Consider the following 12,870-nt stretch of genomic DNA (forward strand, 5'->3'; position numbering starts at 1 on the left):
TAATGAACGAAATGACCGTTTTCGTAAAATGGTCATTTTGCAAGGGTGATGATATGTTAGCAAATAAAAAAGAAATGATTTTAGAGGCTGCTGGTCAATCTTTTTCGATGTTTGGATACAAAGGAACAACGATTGATCAAGTTGCAAAGCTTGCCAATATTGGTAAAGGAACCATCTATACAGCGTTTAAAAGCAAGGAAGAATTATTTGAAGCAGTCTTAAATCAAATTATTATTGAAGTGAAAGATGTATTTGAGCGGGCTTTTCTAGACAGTAGAAGTATGGATGACAACATCAGTCATGCGCTGCATGATTTGCTTGAATTCAGGCAGCAGCATGTACTCTTAAATAAGTTGACTCAAGAAGCGTCTGCTATTCGTTCCATTCCTGCAAAAAATGCACTAACTGAAGTTGAAAAAGTCATTATTGAATCGATCACACAGCAAATTAAACGAGGGATCGAGCACGGGAAAGTTAAGGTTTCAGACCCAAAGTTGACCGCATTCATGGTGTATAAGTCTTATATGGCATTAGCTATTGAATTTACAGAGATGTTTGAACCTATCGATAAACAAAAGATTATCAAGTTATTTAAGAGTCATTTAACGAAAGGTCTGCTTAGTGACTAGGAGACCTTTTCATTTTAATAAAAAATGACCAATTGAACAAATCAGTCATAAATTGGAGTGGTTGCATGAAAGGTTATATAACTGAGCTGAAAGGTATATGGAGTCAAAAGAAAATGGTTATCGCTCTATTAGGAATTATTCTTATGCCTTTACTTTATGGAGGTGTATTAGTTTGGTCTTTTTGGGATCCGTATGGTCAATTGGATCAGTTGCCAGTAGCTGTAGTAAATGAAGACCTGGGGGCAGAGGTAGAAGGGGAACAAATAGAAGCCGGAGCAGAGTTTATTGAAGAGTTGAAAAAAGATCCAGCCTTAGACTTCCATTTCGTTTCAAAGAAAGAGGCAGAGCAAGGATTAGCCAGTCACGATTATTATTTCTATGTTGAAATTCCTGAGAGCTTCTCAGAGGATCTTATTTCATTAAAAGAGTCAAACCCTGTGAAGGCAAACGTATTTTATGAAGTGAATGAAGAGTATAATTACGTATCATCACAAATAGCTTCAAATGTGATTGAAGAAATGGAAAAAGAATTATCAGAAACCCTGACATTAGCGTATGTAGAGGTCGCACATGATGCATTTAGTAAGTTGACAGAGGCAGTCATAGCGCTTGAAGAAGGATCCAATGAAATAGCTGATGGAAATAAAAATGCGACTGAGAGCATGGAGCGCTTGTCTGAGGGGTTAGTCAGCCTAACATCTGGTTCAAAAGAGCTTACTACAGGGGTGAAAAAGGCTGCTGAAGGATCGGATCAATTAGTTAGTGGAATCGAGCAAGCCAAAAAAGAACTTCAAACATTCAATCAAGCAAATCAAGCAAATCAAGCAAATAATGTAGACGCTAAATTTAATGAGACAAGTCAACTTTTAGAACAAACCATTAATGAGCTAGAACAAGCCGATACAAAAGAAGCAGCTGTGATACTAGATAATCTAGATAACCGTCTCAAAAATGTAAACAGGCAGCTAAACCAAGCAGACGAGCAAGTGCAATTGGTAGAAGAACAAATACGAGGCCTGAAAGACAGCATGGAGGGGATGGAACAGCAGATTAATGAAGTCATTCATACGATAAATGATTATACTGACAAGCTGAATCAACAAATGGAAATGACTCATAAAGAGTTAGATGAATGGAATCAAAACGTGAAAGCAGCCTATGAAAAAGTAGAACAACCTTTGGCTGAACTTAAAAAATTTCAATCTCAAGTGGAGGAGCTTCCGGCCATTCTTAATAATCTATATCCCGAATGGAGAGAACATGAACATCTCGTGAGTTGGTATGAGGATCTTCAAGCGAATGTAAAACGTGTGGAGGGGCTTTACAAGGAGACTGCAGGAGCAATAGAAACGATTAATAATGGATTTCCTGAATTATTGAACGGGCTCGAGTCACGTCAAATCGAATGGAAACAGTTTAATGAAGAGTTAAACAAACAAATGGATCAATATTCTTCAAAATTGAATCAATTCTTTGAAGAGGCGACATCTAAAACGGATGAGCTCCTTATGGTTTTAGATCAGCTGTCTAGAGCCTTACAAGAAGCTGAAGCTGCTATTCCAGATGGTTTAAATGGGGATCAACTAACTGCCTCATTTGAAGAAGAGTATATGAATGTTTTATCGGCTCTTAATAAAGTAAATGAAAAATTGAATATGGCCTCTTCTCTTTATCAAAGAGGTCAGGCAGCAAGTGAACAAGCATATAAAGGGGTAGTAGATTTAAATGAAGGGCTGCATGAACTAGTGAATGGATCAAATCTTCTGAGTGAGAGCTTAGTTGAAGCAAGTGATGGAGGAAACGAACTCTTTAGCGGTCTTCATACGTTGCAAGATGGATCCATTGATTTAGCACTTAATATGAATCAGCTTAAAGAAGCGCTGCTTGAGGTTGATCCGAATGAAAAACAAGAAAGCATGCTTGTGAGTCCAGTGCAGTCCAAGAATCAATCGCAGACTGAAGATTACTCATACGGTGTAGGTTTAAGTCCTTACTTTCTGTCCATTGGGTTATATGTTGGAGGTCTGACTTTATCGATCATTTATCCCTTTAGAGAGCCATTAGGAGAGCATCAATCTGGATGGGAATGGTTTAGCGGGAAGCTAGGAGTTATATATTCTGTTGGGGTTTTGCAGTCTTCGCTAGTTGCCATATTTCTGTTATATGGGCTGAAGCTGGATGTAGCAAGCAAGATTGGCTTTTTTAGCTTTACCATCTTTACGAGTTTAGCGTTTCTCTCACTTATTTTCTTTTTGGTGAGTGTCCTTGATAATCCTGGCCGGTTTGCAGCAATCATTTTGTTAATCCTGCAATTAGGCGGAAGTGCCGGAAGTTTTCCGGTTGAATTGTTAGCATCTCCCTTGCAAACCCTGCATGGCTGGCTGCCAATGACTTACTCTGTACTTGGATTTAGGTCCGTCATTTTTATGGGGGTGAATCCTTTGCTTTGGGACAGCGTTCGCTTCTTATGCATCTTGTTAATTATTTGTACAGCAGGGGCTCTCGTTTATTTTATGGTTACACATCGCAAGCGGAATAAAAAAGAATATCCTACAACCTCAGCAGCTGAATAAAGAATGAATGTCTCTACTTTAATTGGGCAAATTACAGGTATCAGATTCGTATTGGAGGCAAATGTATGAAGAATATCCAATTAACCGCATCAGAGATTGGTACTCTGTGGATGACCTATCAACAAAAAACGATGCTGCTAAGGATGATTGAACATTTTCTATTGCATACTGAAGATAAGAAATCCAAGAAAATAATGATGGGGCTCCATAAAGATATATCTACATTTACTGTAAAAATTGAAAAATTATTTATACAAGAAGGGCATTCTATTCCATTAGGATACACAGAGCAAGATGTTAATTTAGAAGCTCCTAAGTTGTTTGATCAACATTTTGATATTATGTGTATGAAACTGATGAAGGCTATTAGTATGGGGATGCATGTATTGCATGTAAATATGGCCTATAGAGAAGATTTATTAATACTTTTTAGCGATCTTACCGCCCTGACTCAAAAATATTACAACCAATGCTCTATGTATTTAGCAGAGAAGGGCTTGTTTACAAGGCCGCCTTATTTATCAAATGATCAAGGGATCCAATTTGTTATAGATAAAGATTACTTCAGGGGAAACAAGCTGGTTGGGGATGAACGTGTGCTAAACGCCATTGAAGTGGCTCATCTGTATCATGCCATTGAAAATAACACCATTGGATTAACTTTAATGATTGGCTTTGCTCAATCTGCTAAAGAAAAAGATATTCAAGACTACTTTCTTAAAGGAAAAAAGTTAGCTAATCAAGTGGTAGATGATATTAGTCAAATCATGAAAAAAGATGACATCCAATTTACAAAACCTCCAAACGGAGCGTTGACTTCATCTACTATTTCACCATTTTCAGATAAGCTTATGATGTATTGTACAAGCTTATTATGCAGCTTTTCACTAGGGAGCAACGCATTTGGTACTGCTTTTAGTCTTAGAAGCGACCTGCCATTAAAAGTTGCATCACTTGGAAAGTCTATTTTTGATTTTGCCTCAGAAGGTGCTAAGTTAATGGCGAAGTATGGGTGGATGGAAGAGCCTCCTCAAATGATTGATCGCAGAGCAATTATGAAGTCAAAAAAATAAATTGAAAAACCAGCAGCATATCATGTTATGCCGCTGGTTTTTTCTATAGGGAATTTGCTTTTTCTATTAGGGTAGAGATGTCTGCGTGATCATTTGGAGACTTGTCTATGTGATGCCAGACTACTTCATTATTTGAATCAAACAACCAAGCGCCGCCTTGAACTTCAACATCAGATTTCTTAGTGGCTTCTTTAACAGCTTTTTTGTCCTGAGCATTTGAGGGAAGAGTAAAATTCCCTTTAAATAAGCTGGAAACAGAGTGAATGAATAGTTTCCATTTAGACAGGGGTTGGTGACCTAAATTGTTATACAAAGTAAGCGTTGAATCGCCGTAAAAAGGAAATGGGTACGAGGAGAGTGTATCTTTGTATTTCGTAAGATACTCTTCGTCGTGTGGAGTGACAATGAATATCTCTACATTTCTCTTCTTGAATTGTTCGTAAGACTCACGCACCTGCGTGAGGAAATCTCTATAAATTGGTCAACCAAGGTGACGAACGAATAATACATAACAAGGACTTTCTTTGACCAACTCCTGAAATGTAATGTCAGTCCCATCGGCCGCCTCAAGCTTTGTATTTAATTGATCTTCAGTCATTTTAGTAGTCATCCTGCTTGACCTCCTTTTCTAGAGGGTAAAAGTTTTAGCAAATAATAGCAACTAATCCCCCTTCTATACATATTTTTGTTAAAGAAGAAGAGGGGTTAAGATATGGTCCTATAGTCATAAGAAATGAAATGTGAGAAAATGAAATGAAAAATAAGGAATATACATGTGAAATATGGTGGTAATGGGCTACAGGGGGGTATTATGCAAAAATATCAAGAAAAATTTAAACAAAGGTTGAAACAACAGGTTGAAATGTGGCAGCCAGGGGATACCATTTCAAGAGATCAGATCTATCGTTTTCTTCATTCTGTTCATGGTACTGCCGCTTCGATCGGACTGCCGGACTACTCACAAGCTGCTTCGGAAAAATTAACAGAACTTAATAAGGAACTGAAGGATAAATGGTCATTTGAGGAAGTAATGACTCGATATTTTTCCCCTTTTATAAAAGATATGACAGAACAAGCGGAACCTTTAAGGGAGTCCTCATTTGTTCCTGTTACAACAGTGGAAACGATCGAAGAACAGGATGCTAAAGCAGTTGTCTTAATGATTGATGAAGACCTGGACTTTCTTTCTGGGATGAAGAGCGGGTTAGAGCAGCGGGGCTTTATCGTTTTATTAGCTGCATCTCCTGAAAAGGGGCTCGAAATGTTTCTAAATGAAAGACCTAACTGTGTGATTGTAGATTATGTACCTCCATATGAACGAGGGTATGAGTCTACTCAATCGCTATTATCAAAAGCGACCTCTGAATTTATTCCCGTTCTAATGATAAGCAGCAGTATGGATAAAGATATCGAGTTAAGTGCTTATAAATCGGGTGTAGCCGATTTTATAAAGAAACCGGTAGATAGTGAAGAGTTAGAAGTGCGTATGAACAATCGTTTAAGATACCAAAAGGTTATTCAACAAACAATCATGACTGATGAATTAACAGGTGTCTATACTAGACGTTACCTTTCTTCAGAAGGTAAAAAACAATTGAGTCAAGCACTAAGATCTAAGCAAACATTAACTGTTGCTATGCTTGATTTAGATTTTTTTAAGAAGGTGAATGATACGTATGGCCACCCTGCTGGTGATAACGTACTAAAGTCTTTTGCAAATATTATTACTCGGTTAAAACGAGAGTATGATTTATTGTTTAGGTTAGGCGGCGAAGAATTTTTATTGCTTCTCCCAAATACAACACCTGCTGAAGCAAAAAAGGTGGTGGAGAGGATTCGCATTAAACTCCGGCTAACAGAGTACCAAGAAGCCGGCTCCTCCTTTAATGTTACGTTCTCAAGCGGTATCGCAGGTTCTACAATCGAAACTAAGAAGTTGGAAGAGTTAATTGAACAGGCAGATCAAGCCTTATATATGGCTAAGCAAACAGGCAGAAATCAAACCGTTCTTTTTGAAAATAAGAATATGGTAGCTTCAAAACGTACGATCTATGTATCTATTATTGATGATGATGAAGTGTTACGAAGAATATTATTTGACCGGGTATGTGAGCTCGTTACGGATCAAGTAAACCTTGAAGTGACTGCCTATAAAAATGGTGAAGAATTTCTTTTAGCAGATTGGTATAAAACAAGGGAAAAACATCTAGTGATTCTTGACCGCATTATGCCTAAGATGGATGGTTTAGAAGTGTTATCTACCCTTCGCAGCAAGTACCCCGAACATGAAGTTATGGTGTTAATGTTGACGGGGCGCAAGCAGGAACAAGAAATTGTCAAAGCACTAGAGTTAGGTGCTGATGATTATTTAACAAAACCATTTAAGGTTGATGAGGTGACTGCTAGAATTAAACGGCTTATTAAGCGCTCATTACTTTAGGTGAGGAGTTGGTCATCATATCTATTTTAACTATTTTCGCTGTGTTTATCCTGCTCCTTATCATCCATATTTTCACCCTCATCTATTTACTTTTCATTAAAGGAAAATGGATGAGGAAGCAAAAAAGAAAAGAGCACCTTAGGTTCACAGTAGATAAAGCAGTATCAACCTACTTGTTTAATGATTCGATATCACTTAATCATCCATTAAAGGAAGAAGGACTAACACGACACCTAAAAGGGCAATCCATCATTACCTATGAACTCCTTGAAGAATCACTAGAGACGTACCAAAAATTAATTGATCATGAAGAAACAAGAGATAAGGTTGTTTTATTAGCTGAACACTATTTAAGTGATTATTATAAGCACCAGCTGTTAAATGGTAGATGGAGTAAGAGGATGAATACTCTCTACTATATCGAGGACTTTAAGATGAATAGTCTCGCTGATACAATTTGGATGCTCTTTCAAACGCGCTTAAAATGGGATGAGGAAAAAGAACAAATCATCCGAACCCTTGCAGCTCTGCAAGATGTGAGGCTGTTTGAATTGTTAGTAGAGGAGCAGCCTGATTGGTCTGTGGGCCTATATAAAGAAATCTTTAGAAGGATGGATAGAGATCAATTTAAATATAATGTCTCAGAACTAGATTCATTCGAGCACCCTGTTGGGAATGCGATGCTTGATGTGGCGAGGGAAGAACGGGATGAAGCTCTGCTTCCGTTATTTGAGGAACTTCTTAGCAGTCACTCTCTTGAAGTAAGGATTAGAGCCTTAAAAGGTATATTAACTTTAGAGAGAATAACTAACGTTGAGCTCCTCACTCCCTTTGCTTCCTCAAGTGAATGGGTAGAGAGAATGTTATTTGCAAGAATAGCAGGGAAGTTAAAGCAGTCTCGCTATATCGCCATACTAACCGAATTAATGGGGGATTCAATTTGGTGGGTAAGGCAAGGGGCTGCAGAGGCTTTATTCCATTATCGAGACGGAGTGTTTATTTTAGAGCATATTTACACTAATCACCCCGATCCATTCGCAAGAGATATGGCTAGACAATGGGTAGGAAGCAGGGAAAGTGTGAGTGATGGAGGATGTTAGTAAAGGAGGGGGGTTAGTGTGATCGAATCATTAGAATCAGTCTTTTATGTAATCGGTATTCTGCTAATAAGTTATATGGCTTTTGCCTCACTTTTTTACACGGTTCTCTTACTTCTCTCTGCAGGGATGCTTAGACGGGAGAGAGGATTAAATAAAGGAGAGCCATTCGAAGATATCCTGCATTCGACAGACACAAAGCCTATCTCCATTCTTGTACCAGCTTTTAATGAAGAAGCAGGGGTCGTTGGCAGTATCCGTTCACTCCTCAGTATGAATTATCCCGAATATGAAATTATCGTTGTAAATGACGGGTCAACTGATGACACATTGAACCGTTTAATAGAAGCTTTTAATATGAAGGAAACTGTGCAAGTATGCAGAAAACAGCTTGAAACGAAAGAAATTAAGGCCGTTTATAAATCAGAGCTATTCCATAACATTTATGTGGTTGATAAAGAAAATGGAGGAAAAGCTGATGCATTAAATGCGGGAATTAATGTTTCAAAATATCCGTATATATGTTCACTTGATGGAGATTCCATTTTAGAGGGCGATGCTTTATTAAAAGTAATGAAGCCGATTGTTGATTCAAACGAGAAGGTGATTGCTGCAGGAGGAAGCGTACGAATTGCTAATGGAAGTGAAATTGAACGCGGGCAGGTAGAAAAAATAAACCTTCCTACACACCCTTTAGCAATTATGCAGGTGATTGAATATTTCCGTGCGTTTTTAATGGGAAGAATAGGGTTGTCAAAATATAACTTGCTTCTTATTGTTTCTGGAGCCTTCGGGGTCTTTAATAAAAGCTGGGTCATTAAAGCAGGCGGATATAAAGTAGGTACCGTAGGGGAAGATATGGAGCTGGTTGTCAGACTTCACCGTCAAATCAAAAAAGAAGGGGTTAAACGATCTATCCGCTATATTCCGGACCCCGTATGCTGGACAGAAGCACCAGAAAGCTTAACAATCCTTAGAAGGCAGCGAACTAGATGGCAAAGAGGATTATTTGAAACGCTCCGCCTTCATTGGAAGTTGATTTTTAATCCTAAATATAAACAAGTGGGTTTGATTTCTATGCCCTATTTCCTTTTAATAGAGCTGCTCGGAGCGATTGTTGAATTTTTTGCCTACCTCTATATCATACTAGGTTTGTTTTTTGCTTTTGTACCTATTGATATAACCGTCCTTCTATTTTTACTCACATGGGTGTATGGTTCTTATTTATCCATGTGGGGTGTTTTGTTAGAAGAATGGAGTTCTCGTAGATATCCAAGAAAGAGAGATCTAATCATTTTATTTTTGTATGCTTCAAGCGAAGTATTCTGGTACCGGCCGTTAACTGTTTTCTGGAGGTTAGAAGGTATTTGGCAGGCGTTAAGGAAGCGCTCGGATTGGGGTGTTATGACTCGAAAAGGTGTATCTAAATAATAATTGTAAAAACAGGAGGAGAGCTTGTTTGAAAAAGATATTAATCGCTGATGATGAAGAAGTATTACGGATGTTAATTGTTGATACTTTAGAGGAAGATCATCTTCAATTAGATGAGGCAGAAGATGGTATTGAAGCCCTGTCTTTAATAAAGAAAGAACAATATGATTTGCTTATCCTAGATTATATGATGCCTGAGAAATCAGGGATAGAAGTATTAATGGAGACAAGAAAGTTGGCTATTCCTCAACCAAAAGTGTTAATGTTAACAGCTAAAAGCCAGCAAAAAGATCAGGATGAAATGTATAAAGAGGGTGCGAACTATTTTTTAGCAAAGCCGTTTAGCCCAATAGAACTGCTCTCGATCGTGGAGGACATGTTAGGTGACTAATTATTTCAAGAGGACACTCAATAGGCAATTTACTTTTTTATTACTTGTTGTATCTTTAGTTATTGTTATAGTAGGTGGAGTTTTAGCTGTTTACGGGGTGTCAATCCAATCAAGCTATCAGGCTGAAAGAGAGCGGAAATTAGAAAAGCAGGAAATTGTATTTGAAATTGATTCACATGCTAAGCAGATGTTAATAAGAGCAAGGGGTTACTTTGCTTTTCAAGACAATGAAGAGTTAAATGCTCTCTACAGAGAAATAGATGCCCTGAATGTGTATATTGAGAGGTTTTCCTCTTTAGATCTCTCAGCAGAAGAGCTTGCTTTATTAACTGAAATTAAAACAACCATTCATCTATATCAGACGATTCATCTGCCTGAAGCTTTAAGCTTAGTAAGTAACAATGAGCTTGACCGCTTAAGTGCTTATGCCAACAGCGGAGCAAATGATACAGTAAACCAATTAATTGAGAACACATCTAATTATGTCTTAACAATCTCTGAAAAGGCGGCAGAAATAAGCAGCAGCTACACGCAAAAAGTAAGTATACTAGTCTCATTATTTGTTATTTTTTTAGGTGTTGTACTTCTCATTCTTTTCATCGTTCTGTACAAAATGATTAAACAAATTGGAAAGCCGATTCAAGATGTTACGGTTGCAGCAGCTGAGCTTGCAATCGGTAAAGATGTTTCTTTGAAAAGCCATCAAAGGGAAGATGAGATTGGAGTATTATCTAGAACGTTTCTTGATATGGTGGAGATCATTCAACAAAAAGAAGATGAGATGACTCAGCAAAATATTGAATTGAAAACCCAGCAAGAAGAACTTGAACATAAGCAGGATCAGTTAATAAAGTCCCTTCATGAAACAGAAGCGATGCAAAACGTATTACTAAAATACAACTCACTTAACCATGCTATATCTGTCACTCTTAATAAAGAGGACCTATTTGATGAGCTGCTTACTCATTTAAGCGACATTTATCCTGTTGATAAAATGCTTTTATTCTTAACTGAGGAAACGTTTTACCGTTCTAGAGGGATTTATGATAAGCACGTCACTCAGCTATTGAATCATTTCGATCAAGGGATTGGACTTATCTTAAGAGAGAAAAATAACTATCATCTCGTGGAAAGAGAAGTGACCGATGTTGAGAGAGGGTTAGCAGAGGGAGTGCTGACTGCTTACGATCTCTACATTCCTATTTATTCTTCCGCCGGGGAACTGCGGGCTGTTTTTGCGACAAATAGAGTCGGTAAACCTTTTTTACAAACTGAGATCAATGAATTAAGCGGAGTTATGAATCATATGTCTATAGCTATCGAGAAAGTTCATATGCACGAAGAAACTGAAAAAGAAAGACAGCTAAATCAAGATATCATAGATAATGTAAATGAAGCGATTCAGTTTGTAGACAATGAGGGGCATCTCTTACAGTTTAACCAATCATTTTGTCAATTGATTGAATGTGAACAAAAAGCTCGATTAAAGGCGCCTTTTTCGATGTGGTTTCAGGCACTAGAACATGTGGTTGGTGGTAACGAGGCAGTAGCCAGTTTTTACAATGAGGCTTTAAAACAAGATAATAGCTCCGTGTTATCAATGAATTATGAGATTCACACCAAGCAAAAACGTATATTCAAAGTGTATGCCGAGCCTGTATACCATGGATATAATAAAGTAGGGACCATTTTTGTACACCGTGATATTACTAAGCAGCATGAAGTAGAGCAAATGAAATCAGAGCTTGTTAGTACAGTAAGCCATGAGCTGAGGACACCTTTATCTAGTATTTTAGGATTTACGGAATTAATGCTTCATCGCAAGCTGAAGCCTGAAAAACAAGAAAAATACTTAAAAACGATCCATAAAGAAGCCAACCGTTTAACGAATCTGATCAATGATTTCTTAGATTTACAACGGATGGAATCGGGCGGGCAGATGTATACAAACGAGAGTGTAGATATAAGGGATCTTGTATCTGAAGTGTTAACAAGGTTTGAGGCATATTCAGAGAAGTATACGCTGCATTTTACCAACCAGGCAGAAAAGACGATCATACAAGGGGATAGTGAGAGGATCCAACAAGTCATTACAAACATTATTAGCAATGCCATTAAATTTTCCCCTAATGGCGGTGACATCACAACGACATTAACTAGTAATTCCACTTCCCTCTTTGTATCTGTTAAGGATGAGGGGCTTGGTATTCCAGAGAACGAGATGAAAAATTTATTTAGAAAGTTTTATAGGATCGATAACTCAGATCGAAAGAAAATTGGTGGAACAGGGCTCGGACTTCCGATTTGTAAAGAAATAGTCGAAGCTCATAACGGTAAGATAAGCGTAGAATCAAAAGAAAACGAGGGAAGTACATTTATCATTGAGCTCCCTTTAAATGATTGTTCCCAAACGCTGAAGGCGGAAGGGGAGAGCCCTAAAACGATATTGTTGTTAGAAGATGATCAGAGCCTGGCATTATTATTAGCTGAAGAATTAAAGAATTATGGGTTTAATGTTGAACATTTCTCAAACCCTGCCACAGCTATCACATTTGTCGATAAAATGGCTAGTCATCTTAACTCCACTCATTCGCTCCCTCTAGATGCAATGGTTGTAGATATTATGCTTGGGGATGAGCTGACGGGCTGGGACTTTATCCATAAGATAAAAGCAAATAATCTTTGGAGTGACTTGCCTATTTTTATTTCTTCAGCACTAGATGAAGCCGAGCAGCTTACAAGACACTCTGAGATTGAGAGCTATTTGACAAAACCCTACCCTCCTAGCGAACTATCAAAAACAATAATTGAAACTCTCAATCAAGATAAGACAAGGGGTGAAATACTCATACCTAAGAAAAAGAGTGAAACATAAGCAGAGGGGCTGGGACATGATTAATATGCTTTATTCTGGATACGAAGGAAGTACTAAATATAGCGACTGAAATATATGAAGACTGTGGGAGGAAAAAAAGGATACTGAAAATGGATCTACCTGCAGCGAGGTCAACGGAGCGAGCATGCTGTAAAGTGCTCCTTCCTTGTATTTGTTCGTTGTTCAGTGATTTTAGCAAACGATGGCTTAGTTTATTATTTGAACTGAACCATAACTTAATCGCTCCACATAATAGGTACAAAAAGCAATATCTTAGCGGATGAACTATACGTAGACTTCTACGGGGCCTAGAGCAGGAGTGAGATCCCACTCACCAGCTCCCCGTGAAAAGCGCAGTATA

10 protein-coding genes are annotated in these 12,870 nt (G+C 37.9%); 8 read left to right on the plus strand and 2 right to left on the minus strand.

The window, feature by feature from the left end:
- Positions 1–53: 53 nt before the first annotated feature.
- The 3 genes from A33I_RS03020 to A33I_RS03030 all read left to right on the plus strand — a co-directional run bounded on the left by A33I_RS03020 (position 54) and on the right by A33I_RS03030 (position 4,275).
- On the plus strand, positions 54–629 hold the full coding sequence (locus A33I_RS03020; protein ID WP_022626980.1) for a TetR/AcrR family transcriptional regulator: 576 nt from the start codon (positions 54–56) through the stop codon (positions 627–629).
- A 65-nt stretch (positions 630–694) separates the two neighbouring features.
- On the plus strand, positions 695–3,202 hold the full coding sequence (locus tag A33I_RS03025; RefSeq protein ID WP_022626981.1) for a YhgE/Pip domain-containing protein: 2,508 nt from the start codon (positions 695–697) through the stop codon (positions 3,200–3,202).
- A 65-nt stretch (positions 3,203–3,267) separates the two neighbouring features.
- The gene (locus A33I_RS03030; protein ID WP_022626982.1) at positions 3,268–4,275 is read left to right on the plus strand and encodes a DUF3231 family protein; all 1,008 of its coding nucleotides are present in this window, start codon (positions 3,268–3,270) and stop codon (positions 4,273–4,275) included.
- 43 nt (positions 4,276–4,318) lie between these two features.
- Here the strand turns inward: A33I_RS03030 and A33I_RS03035 are convergent, their stop codons facing one another.
- Together A33I_RS03035 and A33I_RS21385 are read right to left on the minus strand one after the other, a co-directional pair.
- On the minus strand, positions 4,319–4,729 hold the full coding sequence (locus A33I_RS03035) for a peroxiredoxin-like family protein (RefSeq protein WP_022626983.1): 411 nt from the start codon (positions 4,727–4,729) through the stop codon (positions 4,319–4,321).
- A 27-nt stretch (positions 4,730–4,756) separates the two neighbouring features.
- Positions 4,757–4,885, minus strand: a complete 129-nt coding sequence (locus A33I_RS21385; RefSeq protein ID WP_022626984.1) for a hypothetical protein — start codon at positions 4,883–4,885, stop codon at positions 4,757–4,759.
- A gap of 201 nt (positions 4,886–5,086) precedes the next feature.
- Between A33I_RS21385 and A33I_RS03040 the strand changes: the two genes are divergently transcribed.
- From A33I_RS03040 to A33I_RS03060, 5 genes are all read left to right on the plus strand, one after another.
- Positions 5,087–6,715 (plus strand): GGDEF domain-containing response regulator, encoded by a 1,629-nt coding sequence (locus tag A33I_RS03040; protein ID WP_022626985.1) that lies wholly within the window; start codon positions 5,087–5,089, stop codon positions 6,713–6,715.
- 110 nt (positions 6,716–6,825) lie between these two features.
- Positions 6,826–7,815 (plus strand): HEAT repeat domain-containing protein, encoded by a 990-nt coding sequence (locus A33I_RS03045; protein ID WP_152976426.1) that lies wholly within the window; start codon positions 6,826–6,828, stop codon positions 7,813–7,815.
- Between the two features lie 75 nt (positions 7,816–7,890).
- Positions 7,891–9,243: a glycosyltransferase family 2 protein gene (locus A33I_RS03050; RefSeq protein ID WP_051320798.1), complete on the plus strand. Its 1,353-nt coding sequence runs from the start codon at positions 7,891–7,893 to the stop codon at positions 9,241–9,243.
- A gap of 28 nt (positions 9,244–9,271) precedes the next feature.
- Positions 9,272–9,634: a response regulator gene (locus tag A33I_RS03055; protein ID WP_022626988.1), complete on the plus strand. Its 363-nt coding sequence runs from the start codon at positions 9,272–9,274 to the stop codon at positions 9,632–9,634.
- Complete coding sequence (locus tag A33I_RS03060; protein WP_022626989.1) at positions 9,627–12,509, plus strand: ATP-binding protein; 2,883 nt, start codon at positions 9,627–9,629, stop codon at positions 12,507–12,509. The genes A33I_RS03055 and A33I_RS03060 overlap by 8 nt, the downstream gene beginning before the upstream one ends.
- Positions 12,510–12,870: the final 361 nt, after the last annotated feature.

Origin of the sequence: Alkalihalophilus marmarensis DSM 21297 (assembly GCF_000474275.2) — a bacterium.
In the GTDB taxonomy this organism is placed as follows: domain Bacteria; phylum Bacillota; class Bacilli; order Bacillales; family Bacillaceae_D; genus Alkalihalophilus; species Alkalihalophilus marmarensis.